Source organism: Streptomyces sp. NPDC000878 (genome assembly GCF_053599695.1).
Genome location: NZ_JBSFMT010000049.1, coordinates 63786 through 80554 on the forward strand (window position 1 = coordinate 63786; position 16769 = coordinate 80554).

At 64.8% G+C, this 16769-nt stretch carries 17 protein-coding genes; 3 read left to right on the top strand and 14 right to left on the bottom strand.

The features are described from left to right. Nucleotides 1-2: 2 nt before the first annotated feature. The 4 genes from ACWDR4_RS33380 to ACWDR4_RS33395 form a co-directional block, all read right to left on the bottom strand. Nucleotides 3-401, bottom strand: coding sequence for a phosphopantetheine-binding protein (locus tag ACWDR4_RS33380; protein ID WP_450413895.1), 399 nt, complete (start codon nucleotides 399-401; stop codon nucleotides 3-5). Nucleotides 402-499: 98 nt separating this feature from the next. Then, nucleotides 500-2431 carry an ABC transporter ATP-binding protein gene (locus ACWDR4_RS33385; RefSeq protein ID WP_450413897.1) on the bottom strand — a complete coding sequence of 644 codons (1932 nt, stop codon included), beginning with the start codon at nucleotides 2429-2431 and terminating at the stop codon, nucleotides 500-502. Further along, on the bottom strand, nucleotides 2428-4155 hold the full coding sequence (locus ACWDR4_RS33390) for an ABC transporter ATP-binding protein (protein ID WP_450413899.1): 1728 nt from the start codon (nucleotides 4153-4155) through the stop codon (nucleotides 2428-2430). Before ACWDR4_RS33390 ends, ACWDR4_RS33385 begins: the two co-directional genes overlap by 4 nt. Before the next feature lie 24 nt (nucleotides 4156-4179). Beyond that, complete coding sequence (locus ACWDR4_RS33395) at nucleotides 4180-5382, bottom strand: FAD-binding oxidoreductase (RefSeq protein WP_450413925.1); 1203 nt, start codon at nucleotides 5380-5382, stop codon at nucleotides 4180-4182. Here ACWDR4_RS33395 and ACWDR4_RS33400 point away from each other — a divergent pair. Beyond that, the gene (locus ACWDR4_RS33400; protein ID WP_450413926.1) at nucleotides 5335-5469 is read left to right on the top strand and encodes a hypothetical protein; all 135 of its coding nucleotides are present in this window, start codon (nucleotides 5335-5337) and stop codon (nucleotides 5467-5469) included. The genes ACWDR4_RS33395 and ACWDR4_RS33400 overlap by 48 nt on opposite strands. Before the next feature lie 228 nt (nucleotides 5470-5697). Here the strand turns inward: ACWDR4_RS33400 and ACWDR4_RS33405 are convergent, their stop codons facing one another. The 10 genes from ACWDR4_RS33405 to ACWDR4_RS33450 all read right to left on the bottom strand — a co-directional run bounded on the left by ACWDR4_RS33405 (nucleotide 5698) and on the right by ACWDR4_RS33450 (nucleotide 14615). Then, on the bottom strand, nucleotides 5698-5826 hold the full coding sequence (locus ACWDR4_RS33405; RefSeq protein ID WP_450413901.1) for a hypothetical protein: 129 nt from the start codon (nucleotides 5824-5826) through the stop codon (nucleotides 5698-5700). A 55-nt stretch (nucleotides 5827-5881) separates the two neighbouring features. Next, nucleotides 5882-6949 (bottom strand): hypothetical protein, encoded by a 1068-nt coding sequence (locus ACWDR4_RS33410; RefSeq protein ID WP_450413903.1) that lies wholly within the window; start codon nucleotides 6947-6949, stop codon nucleotides 5882-5884. Next, on the bottom strand, nucleotides 6946-7596 hold the full coding sequence (locus ACWDR4_RS33415) for a pyridoxal 5'-phosphate synthase (protein ID WP_450413905.1): 651 nt from the start codon (nucleotides 7594-7596) through the stop codon (nucleotides 6946-6948). The genes ACWDR4_RS33410 and ACWDR4_RS33415 overlap by 4 nt, the downstream gene beginning before the upstream one ends. After that, nucleotides 7593-8444 (bottom strand): PhzF family phenazine biosynthesis protein, encoded by an 852-nt coding sequence (locus ACWDR4_RS33420; protein WP_450413907.1) that lies wholly within the window; start codon nucleotides 8442-8444, stop codon nucleotides 7593-7595. Before ACWDR4_RS33420 ends, ACWDR4_RS33415 begins: the two co-directional genes overlap by 4 nt. Beyond that, on the bottom strand, nucleotides 8441-10324 hold the full coding sequence (locus ACWDR4_RS33425; RefSeq protein WP_450413909.1) for a chorismate-binding protein: 1884 nt from the start codon (nucleotides 10322-10324) through the stop codon (nucleotides 8441-8443). Before ACWDR4_RS33425 ends, ACWDR4_RS33420 begins: the two co-directional genes overlap by 4 nt. Further along, nucleotides 10314-10934, bottom strand: coding sequence for an isochorismatase family protein (locus ACWDR4_RS33430; protein ID WP_450413911.1), 621 nt, complete (start codon nucleotides 10932-10934; stop codon nucleotides 10314-10316). The genes ACWDR4_RS33425 and ACWDR4_RS33430 overlap by 11 nt, the downstream gene beginning before the upstream one ends. A 16-nt stretch (nucleotides 10935-10950) precedes the next feature. Continuing rightward, the gene (locus tag ACWDR4_RS33435) at nucleotides 10951-11415 is read right to left on the bottom strand and encodes a PhzA/PhzB family protein (protein ID WP_450413912.1); all 465 of its coding nucleotides are present in this window, start codon (nucleotides 11413-11415) and stop codon (nucleotides 10951-10953) included. Between the two features lie 21 nt (nucleotides 11416-11436). Continuing rightward, a complete protein-coding gene (locus ACWDR4_RS33440) occupies nucleotides 11437-11631 on the bottom strand; it encodes a hypothetical protein (protein WP_450413914.1) in 195 nt (64 codons plus the stop codon). A gap of 33 nt (nucleotides 11632-11664) precedes the next feature. Beyond that, nucleotides 11665-13245: an AMP-binding protein gene (locus ACWDR4_RS33445; RefSeq protein WP_450413916.1), complete on the bottom strand. Its 1581-nt coding sequence runs from the start codon at nucleotides 13243-13245 to the stop codon at nucleotides 11665-11667. A gap of 416 nt (nucleotides 13246-13661) precedes the next feature. Next, complete coding sequence (locus tag ACWDR4_RS33450) at nucleotides 13662-14615, bottom strand: ParB/RepB/Spo0J family partition protein (protein ID WP_450413918.1); 954 nt, start codon at nucleotides 14613-14615, stop codon at nucleotides 13662-13664. Nucleotides 14616-16073: 1458 nt separating this feature from the next. Here ACWDR4_RS33450 and ACWDR4_RS33455 point away from each other — a divergent pair. Both ACWDR4_RS33455 and ACWDR4_RS33460 read left to right on the top strand, forming a co-directional pair. Next, entirely contained in the window at nucleotides 16074-16271 is a 198-nt protein-coding gene (locus ACWDR4_RS33455; protein WP_450413920.1) for a hypothetical protein, read from the top strand. A gap of 91 nt (nucleotides 16272-16362) precedes the next feature. Next, nucleotides 16363-16674 (top strand): hypothetical protein, encoded by a 312-nt coding sequence (locus ACWDR4_RS33460; RefSeq protein WP_450413921.1) that lies wholly within the window; start codon nucleotides 16363-16365, stop codon nucleotides 16672-16674. The last annotated feature ends 95 nt before the right edge of the window (nucleotides 16675-16769 follow it).

Below are 16769 nucleotides of genomic sequence, written 5' to 3' on the forward strand. Positions count from 1 at the left end.
GGTCACTCATTGTGGTCGCCCTCCCCGAACAGGGTCGGCCGGCGGATGCGCCCGTCCCGCCTCCCGGCGAGCCTGGCCCGGCCGTCGGTGCGCAGCACCTCGCCACGGCCGACACTCGGCTCCGCGCCCGGGGCGTTCCCGTCGAGGTATGCCGCCAGGCCGCGGACGGTCGGATACTGGAAGAGCTCGATGAGGGGCGGGTCCATGCCCAGACGGGCGACGATCCGATCGTGGACCATGTGCAGCAGGACGGAGTGGCCACCTAGGTCGAAGAAGTTCTGCTCCACGCCGACGTGCGGTACTTGCAGCACCTCGGACCAGATCACGGCCAGGACCCGCTCGGTATCCGTGACCGGGGGGTCCGTGGCACCGTCAGCGGGGGGAATCGGCTGTGCACTCACAGGTCCTACCTTCTTTGATGTGGTTCTGAGCTGGTCATTCCTGAGATCGGCGGGCCCGGTGCGGCGTCATCGGCAGGTCGAGCCTCACTGCGAACTCCTCATGGCGACGAATGCTGGTCGGGGTCCAGCGCCGGCAAGGCGCTCGGCTCGTGAAACTGGTACTGACTGAGCCGGTGATACGCACCGCCGGCTCGCAGTAGCTGCGTGTGCGTTCCCTTCTCCACGATCCGACCGTCCTGCAGTACGACGATGACGTCGGCGTCGCGGATGGTGGAGAGCCGATGAGCGATCACCAGGCATGTGCGGCCATGACGCAGCCGCGAGGTCGCCCGTTGCAGGAGGAGCTCGGTGCGGGCATCAACCGCACTGGTGGCCTCATCGAGGATCAGCACGGCTGGGTCGGCGATGAACGCGCGCGCAATGCAGATCAGCTGTCGCTCGCCCTCGCTCAGGCGTCCGTCCGCACCGCTGTTGACCACCGTGTCGTAGCCCTGTGGAAGAGCGTGCACGATGTGGCTGACACCACAGGCCTGAGCGGCCTGCTCGATCTGCTCGAGTGTGGCGTCCGGCCGCCCGTAGGCGATGTTGTCGCGAATGGTCCCGCCGAACAGCCACGGCTCTTGAGGAACGAGCCCGATCTCGGAGCGCAACGCGTCCCGTGACACCGAGGTGATGTCTGTGCCGTCGACGAGGATGTGTCCACTGCCCACGTCGTAGAACCGCATCAGCAGGTTCATCAGGGTCGTCTTCCCGGCGCCCGACGTGCCGACGATCGCCGCGGTCCGCCCCGGCTCGACGACCAGGTCGAGGTCCTTGATGGTCAGCTCGCGGTCGTAGCCGAACGACACGTGCTCGAACGTTATCCGGCGCGGCCGAACGACCGGCAGCTGTCCCTGGCCACCAGGGTCCTCCTCCGGCTCGTCGAGCAGGGCGAACACACGGGCAGCCGACGCGATACCCGACTGGAACAGGTTGGACATCGAGGCGAGCATTCCGAGTGGCTGTGAGTACTGTCTCGAGTACTGGACGAACGCAACGACTCCGCCCAGGGTCAGCTGCCCGCTGATCACCCTGAAGGCACCGACGACGCAGAGCAGGACGTAACTCAGGTTGCCGATGAACAGCACCAGCGGGGCGATCAGGCCGGACACGAACTGCGCGAGATGGCTCGCCTTCTTCACCTCGGCGTTCCTGTTCGCGAACGTCTCGCGGAACGCGCCTCCGCGGTCAAACACGGTGACGAGTTCATGGCCGGAGTAGGACTCCTCGATATGCGCGTTGAGTTCTCCGGTCAGTCGCCACTGGTCACCGAACAGCCGTTGGCTTCGCTTCGCCATCACGGCCCCAACAGCGAAGGTCAACGGTATCGAGATCAACGCAAGCAGTGTCAGCAGGGGTGAGATGCTCAGCATCATGGCCAGTGCGCCGACGACCGTGAGCAGACCGAAGAGCAACTGGGTCAGCGTCTGGCTGAGCGAGGTCGCGATGTTGTCGATGTCGTTGGTCATCCGTGACAGCAGCTCGCCGCGTGAAGAGCCGTTGAGGTAGCGGACCGGAAGCCGATTGAGCTTCGCCTCGACGTCGTTACGCAGAGTTTGCATGATGCGAGCGATCGCGCTGTTCTGGATGTACTGCTGGCCGAATCCCGCCAGGGTGCCGAGGCTGTACAGGCCGGCGGCTATCAGCAGTAGATGTCCTACGTAACCGAAGTCGATGCCGGACCCGGGCGTGACGTTCAGCCTCTCGACAATGTCCGCGAAGCTGTTTCGGCCGCTGTCGCGCAGCGCCTGCACGGCAGCCTCTTTGGTCTGTCCTGATTGCAAACCGGCGCCCAGGGTGCCGGCCAACACCGCATCGATCGCACGGCCCCAGATCCGCGGGCCGACCAGGTAGGCCAGTACGCCGAACACAGCCAGAGCGAGCGAACCGATCACCGACATCCGGACTTGCCGGAACAGGCCTGCCAGTCGGCGCGACGTCGCGGCGAAGCTCGCGCCGTCTTCGAGCTGAACACGCTCCCGGCGGCTCATGTCGATGCCCCGATCGCGTCCTGCGAAGCCACGAGCTCCTGGTACGTCTGACAGCTGTCCATCAGTGATTCATGTGTCCCGTCGCCGACGATGCTGCCCTCGTGGAGCACCACGATCCGTTCGGCACTGCGGATACCGGCAGTCCGCTGCGACACCAGCAGGACTGTCGCGTCGGCCGTGGCTGTGCGCAGCGCTGCCAGTAGCCGTGCGGATGTTTCGGAATCGAGCGCCGAGACCGGATCGTCAAGGAGGAGAACCCGTGGGGCGGCAACGAGTGCGCGGGCAATGCACAACCGTTGCCGCTGGCCGCCGGAGACGTTCGTTCCACCCTGGACGATCGGTGACTCGAGTCCGTCGTCCATCGCGGCGACGAACTCGCGAGCCTGCGCGACCTCCAGCGCCTCCCAGAGTTCGGCGTCAGTGGCGTCCGGCCTGGCCAGCCGCAGATTGCTGGCGACCGTACCTCTGAAAAGCAGCGAACGCTGCGGAACGATCGCGAGCTGACCGCGCAGCACAGTGAGATCGATGGTGCGCAGATCGACGCCGTCCAGCCGGACGGATCCGGATGTCGCGTCCTGAAGTCTCGCGACGATCGACAGCAGGGTGGTCTTGCCGGCACCCATCGATCCGACGATCGCCACCGTGCCGCCGGGCTCGACCCGTAGGTCGATGCCGGACAGGACGTCAGCATCGGCGCCCGGGTTCCGCAGCGCAACGCCGCGCAGCTCCAACTCACCGCGGATCGGGACCGACCTGGCGGGCACGCCCGATGGCCGGAGCACAGGGGTGGAGTTGAGCACCGCCTGAATACGTTCCGCCGCGACCATCACTCTTGGCAACATCATCACCGCCGAGGCGGCCATCATGGCTGCCCCGAGGATCAGGCCCAGGTAGGTGACGTAGGCGGTCAGACCGCCGATCAGCAGATGTCCCGACTCGACCCGGTGGCCACCGAACCACACCACGGCCAGGATCGACAGATCGGTGATCAGCATGACGGCCGGAACGAACGTCCCGTTCAGCCGCCCCATGGACCGGGTTGCCACCGCCAGCTCGTTGTTCACCTGCCCGAACCGCTCGGCCTCGAAGCGCTCGCGGGTGAACGCGCGAATCACCGTGAGACCCATCAACTGCTCGCGCAGGACCCGGTTGATCGCATCCAGCCGGTCCTGCATCCGGCGCGACACCCGCGTCATCCAGCGAAGGATCACCGCCAACGCCACACCCAGTACGACGACTGCCACGACGATGAGAAGGGACAGGCCGGCATCCGCACGCAACGCCATATAGGCCCCGCCCAGCATCGTGATCGGTGCGGCGGCCGCCACTGTGCCGAGGGTGAGCAGAAACGCCTGTACTTGCTGAACGTCGTCGGTGCTGCGAGTGATCAGCGTCGGCGTGCCGAAGTCCTGATGTTCCCGGCTGGAGAAAGTCGCGATCTTGTCGTAGACGTCCGACCGCAGGTCGTGCGCGGCGTTCGTGGCCGCGCACGTTCCGGCATAGGACGAGATCGCCGCTGCCAGCAACTGGACGATACTGACGACCACCATCCACCCGCCGGCCGTCCAGATGTGCCCGACGTCCGTGCGCAGTAGGCCGTTGTCGATCAGATCCGCATTGATCGTCGGCAGATACAAGGTGGCGGTGACGCTGACCAACTGGAAGACGATCAGGCCGGCGAACCACCATCGGTGATTGGCGAACTGAGCAAGGACCAGCCGCATCGGTCAACCTTTCGTAGGAGGTGCTCAGGCGATGACGAAGCTGGGGTGCAACAGTCCAGCGGGGTCGTACTTACGGGCCAGCTGCAGCAATCGGTCACGACGCTCGGCGTCGAACAGTTCTGCGGCGGCGCGTCGGTCGGGTCGTCCGAGAGTGAAGTTCGGCGAGCTGCCCACGGCGGTCCCGGACCAGCCGGCCAACAGTTCGTCCTGCAGCGCCCGCGCACTTGCCGCGTTCGACTTGTTTGTCGGGGCTACCGCACACAGCAGGTAATTCGCCTCGCGGTGGCTGACTGCGTTCGGCACCCTCGGCGGAGTGGACAGCGCCCCACCGAGATGACGAACCGAGATGATGGAGGGAATCGACCGGCCTGGCGCCGAGGTGGCGATGGCGTCGCGGAGGCGTTCCTCGTCGATCGCCCGCAACAAGACGTTGTCGGCGACATACGCATGCGGCTGATCCGGTTCGCTGAAGACGGTGTCGGACCGCCGGTACGGGATCTCCCGCAGACCGTCGTACGCAGGTTTCAACGCCCGCAACGGGGCCACCAACTCGTCGGCCTCCGCAGCCGAACCCAGGTAGGCGACCTGGACATGTGCCATGTGCCGATGAGAGAACTCAAGCGTGGTCATCGCCGAGGTCATCTCCGGGGGCATTGTCGCCGTCCAGTGCAACCAGGTTGCGACCACGTCCGGCGTCTCGCCCAGGTCGAACATCAGACCGCCGCCGACCAGCTTGGCGACCGGCATCAAAGCGATCTCCAGCGCGGTCACGATGCCGAAGCTCCCGCCACCGCCGCGGAGCGCCCAGAACAGGTCCGGCTCCTCGTGTTCCGAAACTGTCAGCAGAGAGCCGTCGACGGTGACCAGCTCCAAGCGCGTGACATGGTCCGCGGCGAAGCCGTAGCGACGAGCCATGAGCCCGATGCCGCCGCCGAGCGTGTAGGAGACAGCGCCGACACCAGGCATGCTCCCGGACAGCGGTGCCAGATCGTAGTGTGCGGCGGCCTCGATCACGTCGCGCCACCGAGCTCCAGCGCCCACCCGTGCGGTGCCGGCGCCGGGGTCGACATCGACGTTGTCCATCCTTCGCGTCGACACCAATACACCTTCACCGGCGAGCGGGTTGGCGAGTCCATGTCCTGTGGCCTGGACCGCGATCGGCATACTTGCCTCCGCGGCGTGCCGGACGGCCGCCACGACGTCGTCGGCGTCCCGTGCCGCCACCACGAGAGCTGGCCGATGTCGCTCCCGCAACTGGAAGCCGGCACGGTGCTCGTCGTACTCGGCAGACCCTGGGCGGTACGCCACAGATGATTCGGCGTCGGTTGTGTCGGCACTCATCGCGGACACCTTTCTGGATCGGGGAGTGCGTGCGCGCACCCACTCGGCGAACAGGCGGCTCGCAGTACGGCGTCGTACTGGTGGCCGACCTCGGACCAGGTCATCGGCTGTGCGGCGCGCCAAAGCTCGTGCCCCGCCGACTGCGTCAGAGCATGATCCCGAGCGAGCCGGACGAGGCTATCGACCGCAGCCCGTGCGTCGTCAGTTCGTCGAGACCACCGGACGGCCGACGGCGATGCTGTAGTCACACCAGTCGGGGTGGTCAGCTCCGGCCGGCACCAGCCATGCGTTGCTCAGTTCGGCAGCGACGATGGCGAACGCCTCCAGCAAGGTGTCCAGGCCTTTGTGCAGCGCTTGGTCGGATACGTACCGAGGAGGGCGATCTTCACGGCTGCTTCGTTCCTGGCCGGCACCTGAGTGTGTGGCTCCTGGCCAAGGCGGCAGCGTCGTTGCCCGCGGCCGATTCGACGACCTCGACAAAGTGCGCGCACGAGCGCTGGACCGCCGACTTCCATTGATCGGGGCGGGGATCGTTGCGCAATCGGAGGCCCTTGAGGCGATGGGCAAGCACCGACATCTTGAGCGCCCGCATCTCCTGGACGACCTGATCGTGTGCGGCGAGCACCGGGCACGACTCCGCGCCGATGTATCCGGCGATCAGCTTCCGGCAGGCCACCGCCTGTTCGAGGACCAGCTGCACGTTCTGCAGGTGCATGTCGGCGCTGGAGAACGCGTCGTCCAGGAACAGCCGCTGGTCGATGACATCACACCCGTACAGGTACTCGGCGTCATGGACAGGGTGCAGGTCGGCAGGCTGCCACCACTGCACCGCCCCCGGATGGACAACCGCCGCCTCGGCGAACGCCTGAACCGCGGCGGCCGCCCGGGTGACGTCCCGCGGGACAGGCGGCCTACCGGGCGACAAGGCTTGTGCGACATACAGGACGTCACCGGGAGCGCTGAGGCTCTGTACGTCCGGCATGGCGGCAGCCACCGCTCCCAGCGGATACCGGCATATGGCGAGGCGTCCGGTGGCGTCGTAATCCACCGAATCAACCACTTTGCGGTCCGCATCCACTCCGAAGATGAGGATCTCGTGCGGGAAACTCGGCAACTGTCGGCCGAAGAACGGGCCGAGTTGTGATCGGTCGAGGAACACTGTGAGGTAACGACCAGCGCGGATCGACTCGACGATCAGCTCCGCCGCGCTCTCGCTGTCGGGTATCTCGTGCTGACGGAACAGCTCCTCGGTCAGGACGTCACGATACTCACCCAGCCGCGGGAAGTCGGTGTAAGCCTGGCCGTGGTCGTTGTACCAGCCACGTGTCGCCAGCATGCGCTCCTCGAGCCACGCGACGTGTCCGAGAGTTCCCATGACGGACGAAGCGATCGCCGCGTAGAGGTAGCAGGTGCGGCTGGTGTCGAGCCGCAGCGGGAGTGCTCCCGTCGTCACGGCTGGAGTCTGCGGATGCACCACTGACCTCCACTCCACTTGTACGAAAGTCGTCGGTGGAGCCGGTCGGATGCACTCGACCAGAACTCCATGTGCGTGCCGCACAGCTCATATCCGACATACCTGGCCGGTCGTGCGATCAGGACCGGTCGCTGTGGTGCGTCGGCCTCGAGAAGACGGACCCGATCGCGCAGTTCAGTGGGGTCGGTCAGTACCTCGCTCTGCCGGGACAAGCTGCTCATCGGATGCAGAGTTGGATGCCGGTTGCGCCACAGCGACTCCGACTTCTGCTCGTCGACCAGCTCGAAGGTCCCCGCGACGAGCAGCTGCCGGCCGATCTCTCGCCAGTAGAACAAGGCGCTTCCGGACTTCGTCGCGCGGATGTCGTGTGCCTTGCGGCTGGTGGTGTGCGTGGCGAATACCGCCCCGCGAGCGGTCAGCTCAACCATCGTCATCATTCGTGAGGACAGGCGGAAGCTCTCGTCGACGGTGGAGACCGCAGCGCCGCGCGGCTCCGCGCAACCCTGCTGTTCGGCCTCGTCGAGCCATGTGGAGAGCAACTCGAACGGTTCCGGCGGCGGATCGTTGTCCCACTCCGGAAAGGCAACGTCGTGCAGCCCGGACAGGCTCTCGTGCCGTGCGCTCACCAGTCCTCCGGATACTCGAGTGTTCCGCTGCCGACGGTCACGCACTGGCCCCAGGTCCGTGACTGGAGCGAGTCGCCGGCGGGTTCGAGCTGTACGTGCATCTCAGCGAGCCGGCCGAGCTCAACGCCCTGCTCGATCCGGCACGGACGACCGGTCGGCGCATCCCGGTAGGTGTACGCGTGCGCCAGCAACGGACCCGCGGCCGACCCAGTCGCGGCGTCCTCGACGACGCCGTACGACGGAGAGAACATTCGGTTGCGCCACGTCGTCCCCGAGCCGGCGTAGCAGTTGAAGGCAACGTCGGGGAATTTCGCCAGCCTGGTGTGATCCGGCTGTAGGTCCCGCAGGGAGTCCAGGCTGTCGAGCGCGATCACGAGGTGCCGGGCACCGACGTCGTACAGCTCGATCGGAGCGATGTTCGCGGCACCGAGTGCCGCGACGATCTCGGCTGCCGGAATCTCCTCCGGAGACGGCCGCGGTACCGGCAGAGTGAATCCGGCCCAGAGCTCTTTGCCTCGGGGCTCCACCCATCCGGTCACCTCGCTGCGCGGAACGCGAACCGTGACGTCGCCCGCAACGTCGAACTGGGTGTGCAGAGCGGCCAGAATGCCGATCATCGGATGGCCGGCGAACGGCAGCTCCTGGGTTGGCGTGAAGATCCGCGCCCGGAAACAGGCCGGCAACCCGGTCGGCGTGACGAAGGCGACCTCGGACAGGTTGAGTTCGGTCCCGATCGCCTGCATGACCCGGTCCGACAGGTCGATCTCGGGGAAGAAGACCGCGACCGGGTTGCCGTGGAACGCTGATCGCGCGAAGACGTCGATCAGGAGGTAGGGGTGACGGATCATCGGCGCTCCAGCCGGGCCAGGGCATCAGCGAGGACGGTCGTACCGTCGACGCTCAAGGCGGATTCGGGATGGAACTGCATGGATACGAAGGTCTCCGCGGTCAATCCGGTGATGTCTCCAGCGGAATCCGTGGCGACCTCGACGGGGTGTCGCAGGCCGGTCGTCTTCCCGGACCTGGCCGCGAAGGCGTTGTAGAAGCCGAGACGTCTGCGGCTGCCGAACCAGTCCACGTTTCTGGCTGTTCCCTGGTTCGGCACCGCGAGCCGGTGGATGCCGAAGCCGAGGATGCGGCAGAGGATCTGATGGCTGAGGCACACCGCGAGAAACGGCCTCGAAGTCGTCAGGGCCTTCGTCAGCGCCTGCTCCAGGGCGGCGACCCTCGGATCACTTTCGTCGCACGGGTCGCCGGGGCCGGGGCCGAAGATCAGAAGTGTCTCGTCGTCCAGTGCTCTGACAGCGTGCTCGTTGGGCACGATGTCGACGGCATATCCGAACGCGCTGAGCTGATGGGCCAGCATGCTGTTGAAGTCGTCCTCAGCGTCCACTATGACCGCCCGCCGGGCGGCGGCACCGTACTCAGCGGTGGCCCCGAACCACAGCGGATTGATGTCGGTGCGTCGTTGGCCGATGGCTCGCACCAGATCGGGATCGTCCGCGGCGGGGGGCTCGGGGCGATCGAACCGGCGCGGTCCCAGATCGCCAGGTACTACCGTCTCGGCACACACAGCGCTCAGGATGGCGGCCGCCTTGGCCTGCGTTTCGGCAAGTTCCCGCTGCGGGGACGAGTTGCGTACGAGTGTCGCTCCGACATCGGTGCGCATCCTCCACGAGTCACCATGCCACCGCACCTGTGCCGAACGGATGTTGATGGCCGAGTCGAAGGTGTACGTCGAGTCGCCCGCAGGCTCGACAAGTCCGAGACAGCCGGCGTAGTACGACCGTCCGTGCGGCTCGTGCCGGGCGATCACCCGGCACGCGTTACGGATCGGGCTCCCGGTCACGGCCGGCGCGAACATGGTGTGCACGAGGACGTCAGCCAGCGGACGATCGGTCGTACCCTCGATCGTGAACTCGGTATGAGTGACCCGCGACATGTGCCGCAGACCCGGGCCGGTCACCGACACGGAACCCGGTTCGCACAAGGAGGCCAGCATCTTGAGCTCTTCGTCCAGAACCATGGAGAGCTCATCGGCTTCCTTGGGGTCGGCAAGGAAATCGAGCAGCCGCGCCTTCTCGGTGTCAGGGTCGGCCGTGCCCCGCGCAACAGTGCCGGAGATCGGGTTCATCGTCACCCGCCGGCGGCTCACTGAAACATGACGCTCGGGGGTGGCGCCGATCAGATACAGGTCGCCGGTCCGGACCAAGAAGGTCCAGTAGGTGCCGCGTTCGTTCCGGAGCAGATCGGCGAACGCCGTCAGCATCGCGAGATCGTCGACCCCCTCGAGCTCGGCCGAATAGGTGCGCTTGATAACGAAGTTCGAGCCGGCGCCCTGGGCTATTTCTTCAGTGATGATCCGTTGCACCACTGCGCGGTACTCCGCGTCGGTGTCCAGGAACGTGCCGTTTCTGGCCTTGGGCTTCGCCCCGCCGGACAGGCTCTCGAAGTCGGCCGGCGAGAACATGTGTAGCTCGCGGGCGGATAGCAGGAGCAGATTCTCGTCGTCATCGAGTACGTCGAAGCCTCGCTCGGTCAGCTGGCGGAACGGCACCAGGAGGAGGCTCGGCAGGTCCCGGGCCTGTGCGGCCGACGTGGCCGAGCGCACCGACTCATATGCGGATGCGCTGCCAATCAGACAGGTCACTCGGTCGTCACCTGACTCTGGCCGGTGCAGGAGCGCGTAGTCGTGACCGGAGACGACTTCGGCGATGTCAATGGGCACTGGCGCTCAACTCGTTCAGGTTGATCACCCGGCCGGAATACCGCGCGACGTAGTCGAGTGCGGCAGTGTGACCATTGGCGTCGAAGTCGGCGACGCAGTCGGACAGCACGAACGGCCGGATGTCCTTGTTGAACGCGTCGAGAGCAGTCGCGAGAATTCCGACGCTGGCGTACACACCCGCGATCACCAGGTTGTGGATTCCCTGGCGACGCAAAGCCCACTCGAGCCCGTTCCCGACGAACGCGCTGTAACGCCATTTCGTGAAGACCGGCTCGGAGCCGTCCGGCCGGACCCGGTCGACGATCGTGATGTCGTTGGCTCGCCGAGCCATGCCGGTGCCCCAGAAGTCCGAAAGGAGTCCACGCTCATCAGGAGACATGCTGCCGGGCTGCGCGGTGTACATCACCGGGACCTTCGCTTGGCGCGCCCAGCTGATCGCCCGGGCGACGCCGTCGACCAATGCTGTTCGCAGTGGCGGCTCGAGCGCGTTGACGAAGTAGTCCTGCATGTCGTGGACGAGCAGGGCGGCGCTTTGCGACTCCACCTGCCACTGGTCGCCGGGACCACCGGACCGGAATCGTGGCAGTTCGTAGGCTGGAATGGGCTGCATACTGTGCACTCCCTCTCTAGGTCGGGATACCGGCCCGGACAATCTGCGGTACGTCGATGCCGAGTGCCTCGTACTGCCGCAGCGGATTCATGAACTCGCGCTGCCGGACGATCAATCCGTCGGCGTCGAACTCGAACGAGTGAAGGAAGTGATTCTCGTAGTGGCCGTCCGGATAGCCCTCGAACCGGATGGCACCGCGCCCGTCACACTCGGCCCAGAAGAACGTCGGGTGCTGAGTGTCGAAGATCTGCACGTTGTACCATTCCCAATCTGGGAAACACTGCAGGGACCAGACGCCGTGGTCCCGCAGTTTCTCTTTTCCGTGCGTGGCGATCGGGTCAGGCTTGTCGCTCGTCCAGAGGCCGGCTTGACCGTCGGCCGCGAACAATTCGTAGCGGGCTCGTCGCTGCTCCTCACCCTTGCAGGCGAGATAACGTCGTACGACGTCGCGATTACGAGCGCGCTCTTCGTCAGGCAGCATGTCGTCTTCCTTCGTCAGATGTCATGACTCGCGATAGCCGCGGGTCGCCATGAGAAACTCGGACAGGTAGCCGTCGTACGGTTGCAGGGGATCGACCCAGGTGGTCGGGATATCGCCGAAGTACAGATTCCGGATTCCGCGGGCGGCGCCGATCAGGCGGAGGTGCCTTTCAGCTTCAGCCAGAAGGTGCTGCCGGTATCCGGTCCGAAGTGCCACGCCATCAGCTCTCGGACCAGGTCGTGGTTCGGCTCATTCACGGTTGCCGCCGATAGGGTTCGGGCACGCCGCTCGGCGCCGCAGCTCCAACTTGTCCACCCGGCCGACAGGCGTCAGCGGAATCTCGGTCAGCGGATGGATCGTCGTCGGGATCTTGTACCGGGCTGCCCCTGCGGCAACGAGGAACTCCGCGACGTCGGACTGATGCAACTCGTCACCGACGACGAAGGCGACCACCGCCTCGCCGAACCGTTCGTCCGGTGCTCCCACCACGGCAACGTCGCGGATACCGGGATGCCGGCGCAGCAGCTCCTCGACCTCGCGTTCCGACACCTTCTCGCCACCGCGGTTGATCTGATCTTTGATGCGTCCTTCGAAGGACACCGCACCGTCACGGTCCAGACGGACAAGATCGCCGGTCATGTACCAGCCGTCCGCCGTGAACACCGTGGAGTTGCTCGAGCCGTCTTCGTAGTATCCGCGAATCGTGTAAGGCCCGCGGGTGAGCAACTGGCCGACCTGGCCGGGCCCGACCGGATCCCCGGCATCGTCGATCACCATCAGCTCGTCCAGGGGCGAAAGGGGAACACCCTGGTTGGCAAGCATCTGGTCCTGCGGCAGGTCCGGCGGCTGGACGCCGCACAAACCTTCCGTCATCCCGAACCCTTGGTGGACGCCACAGTTCAGAGCCTTGCGGAATCCGTTCAGCACGTCGGCCGACGGCTTGCTGCCGCCGATCAGCACCGTTTGCAATGACGAAATGTCGTGGGGCGTTCCCACGGCCGCGTCGGTCCACAGCACCGCCAGAGGCGGGATCAGGCCGGTGCGTGTGACGCCGTATTGCGCGACCAGGCTGAAAGCGACCGTCGGAGCCGGTGTCGGCGAGATGATCAAGGATCCACCCGCGTCGAGGATGGCGAGTGCGTTACACATCGCCCACCCGTGCGCGAGAGGCATCGCGACCAAATAGACGCTGCGCGGATCGAAGCGACAGCGATCTGCCACGCACCGCCCCAGGTACAGCCAGGCTCGGTGGACCTGCGGGACGATCTTGGGCAGGCCGGTCGTTCCTCCGGACACGAGCAGTACCGCGACCGAGTCCGACGCTGTGCGTCGGAAGCTGGGTTCCGGTTCGGTGTCCGGGTCTTCGAGCAGCGAGACGGTGTTCAGAACGTTGCGCACGGCCGGCCTCGATGCTCCGGCGGCACGACAGGTCTCCAGGCAGTCCGGCGTGGCCACCAGCGTGGTCGCACCGATCCTGTCGATGAACGACAGCAGCTCATGGGTTCCGAGCTGAGGGATGGCCAGCAGTGGGGTGACGCCGATCTTCGCACAGGCGAATATGCAGGCCAGTCCGCTGATCTGGTTCGACATCTGCAGCACCACGTGCTCGCCGGCCCGGACGTCGGCCCGGTGCAGGGCGTTCGCCATCCGGTCGACGAGGACGACGAACTCGGGTCTCGTCAGCCGCAGTTCACCGTCGCAGATCAGCGACTCCGGGTAGCTGTCTGCGCCCCGTACCAGCCATTCGTAGAGATTCTCGTCCCGCCACACGCCGGCCTTGATGTACCTCGAGGCGACTTCCGCGGGCCAGTCGATCAGTCCGTGCGCCATCTGATTGGTTCCTCCATGAGTATGTTTCGTTCCTCACCTGGTGCCGGTCGTTCCCTCCGTCGCGGCACCGATCTTCACGACGTCGATCCAGCGGAGCCGCCACAACTCGCGGGTCTCGTCGGGCTCGTGACTGTGATCTGCAGGCGCGCGGTCCCGTCGACGTAGGTGGTGGCTCCCAATGACGTCCTGAACTCCGGCCGCACCGGCACTACGTGCGACATGCAGGCGACTCGGCCAGGTGGTTCATCAACCTGTGCATGGTGAATGCATCCAGGATTTCTTCCGGGCTCGCCGAAAAATTGGGAGATTCCAGTTCCGGTAGTGCTTTCCTGTCGCACCCTGGCGCCCAACGCAGAAGGTCAAGCATACCCACGAGGTCCCCCATATTTTCGGGAGAAAAGGCACTGGAGTCATCTTCAGCCGGATTGGGACTTCTCGCTTTCCTCGAGATTTCTGGCCACCTGTTCCCAGAGCCGAGAACACTCAAGTGCTAGGGCCGAGACGGTGCCTGTGCAGTGGCTGGGAACTGTTTTAAGAATACGTTCCCAATCCTGAGGCGGAAGTGCGGTCAAGCTGAGGCTTCGGAGCAGAAACCGCCCCGCTTCACTGAGGCATATCGCTGGATCTTTTGAAAGAGTATGCCAATTCACTGAGCTTTGCGGTGTGGGCACGACACTTGCTTCGACCGGCGCACTGGGCAACGTGGAAAGGCCGTCTCCCGTTTCCTTTACCACCTTCAGCCGCAGCGCCGCAGGATCCTCGCCGCGCAGCAACTGCTCACGCACTCTTCGCACAGTGTTGGGAGACACTCCCGCATCTCTGGCAACCTCACGGAGCGAGGCGTCCGGTCTCTCGGCTATGAGTTTGGCGGCTCGCCGGCGGCCCTCGATATTGCTGACGGGGCGGACCCTGCCGTCCTGGCCGAACCTGGCATGCGACTGCGGAGACTGAGTAGTCACCCGTAGTCGGAGAGACGCGATGGTCCTGGCCGACAGGCCGGTGGCCTCGGCTATCGCACGATCCGACCAATGAGCATGCGAACCGATGATGCGCATTGCTGCGGCCTTGCGGTCAGTGAGCGAGAGCGGCAACCCGTGTTCGACATTTGCCTTGACAGCAAGAAGGAAGACTTCTTTTTCATCTCCGTCGAAGAAGCGGGCCGCAATCACTGTCTGACCTTTGCTGATGGCGGCCCGCACTCTGTGCATTCCATCGATGACCTGCATGGTTTCCCGGTGAACCAGGATTGGCGGGAGGCCATCCTCCACTTCGGCGATCACCTGTATGTGAGCTACATCTTCCCCCTGCAAGCGAGGCGAATCATTCAAAACCAGTTGGTTGATCGCAACGTTGACGACGGTGGACGACATTCTTGGAAGAACGTTCTGCCAGCTTCCGTCCGAATATACAGAGTCAGGCCTTCCAGAGTTCTTCCGAGCCGGCATACCTAGCCTCCGTTTGACCGCTTCGGGAGTATCGCCCACCGTGAATGACTCCGTCGGTTCTGCTGTAAAGGTTCCGGCAGGGCTCGTGAGTCGTGAGCAGAACCTGACCACAACCATCGGCGGTTGCCCGGGCCTCCCCGGCCAGCCGCCGCAGTGAATAGAGCCACCAACATGGCCCGCAAGTAGTGAATCAATCAATCATCCACTTGGCAAGAGGACTCTTGTCCGATGGACCCCGAGCTTCTGGGCAGCGGTTACGAGTGTGAAATCGGCCCGCGACAGAAACATGTAGATCTTTTACCTATGGAAGGTTTATGCGGGAGGAAAATTGCGCCACCGCACGCAGACAGCCCCCTATGTCCGACCCGTCGAGTTCGTAGCCATGTCGAACATTTAGGGGTGATGCAGGGCGATGTCTGCCGAGCGTGGATTCATCGCCTGATTTCCGTGCGGGTGCGTTGATTCGGTGGGAGCTGGTTTCCGCGCGTGCCGGACAGCACCATGCCGGCTCTCCTTCAGGTGTAGGTTCTCCAGCCGTGCGCCGAGGGCGCAGCGGGTCGGCAATGCCCTGCGCGGCGGCCTGCCCGTCACGTTCGCCGACGCGAACCACGACCTCTGATCTCAGCGGCACCGCGGTCCGGGACCGACCGAAGTCGCTGACGATCCGACGGACCGGCGGGTCACCGCGCCGACGGCCCTTCGTATGGCTGACGGGGCGGCACCTGCCACGGGTTCCCGCCGACTGCGTGCAACCGCGGAGATTGCGCGGTTGCACGGGCAGTGAGCGAGAGAGCCAGCCTATGTCCGTCTGCATTGCATTGACCCGCATGGTGTGTGAGCAGCACCCTCTTGTGCTGCGGCCGGTTCCGGCGATCGGAGCAATTCACGGCACATCACATAGCGTTCCCCTGCGCGTAACTGTGTCGACGAATTTCCCGCAGAATTCTGCCGCCACTGTGGTACACCGCGGCGTCAGACCCGGCGGATGGTCCAGATTGCTCCAGAAGCGGCCTCAGGACATATTCGGTGGCGGGCAGGAAACCCGCGTTCAGCATGTCCCGTATTTCTTCCGACGTACGCGGCCATAAAGACGGCCAGCACCGGTTCGCGGAGGATTCTCTACAACTCCGTGCGGCCCGCAGGCCCCGATCCTGTGAAAGCACACGGACTATTCCCGGGGTGAGATCGACTGCACCTCGGCCATTATGGATGCAGTGAGCGTGCGCGCGAAAATGGGCCGCGTCCCGTTTAATCAACCCCGCAGACCGGGCAACGCTCATATCCCTGAGTCCTTGACTGCGAAGATCGATCATGCTCTGCTATCCGCCCTGGCTTGACCGGCCGACGGTTCGAACTGCCCACAATCGAATTTGAGGAGATCGCATGAGTGAATCGCACAGCCCTGATGCCGAACTCCATCTCGCTCGGCAGCTATTCCCCGGCACTGCCGACAACGATCCTCTGGACTCCCTCCAGGTCATGGAACTGCTCGCACATCTCGAAAGCAACGGATTCGAGCCGCCCTCCCCGGTCCTCATCACCGAAATGACCATTGCCGGCGTCATCGGCGCTGAGAAATAGGCAGTCTCGTACCCACCGCCGAACCACGAGCTTCGTCAATCGCTAATCACCGACAAGGCCACTGGGAATGCAGACTGACGCACCTGGCGTTATGAGCGGCACACCGATCATGATCGTCTCTTGGTGGGACCTAGGTCCGGGCGATCCGTCCGTGCAGGATATGGAGGCTGACATATTTCAAGGCGCCGACGACTGGTCGTCCTGTCCCGGTCTGCTGTCCAAGTATTGGCTGGCCGACCACGAAAACCGTCGCTGGGGCGGCGTCATGGTGTGGGAACGGCGTCCGGCAGCCGACCTGCCGATCAACCGGGCCGCGCAATTGATCGGGCGCCCGGCCGACATCCGTGTCAGCTTCGCGGTACCCAAGATCGTGCACGGAATTCAGGGCGATCACCCGCGCTAACCTCGCCGTTTCGCTTGGGTACGGCGGCTGTTGAGGCGGAAACGCGAAAGTGCCTTCCTGACCTGGGACGATGAACCTTGCTGAGGGGTTCTGTC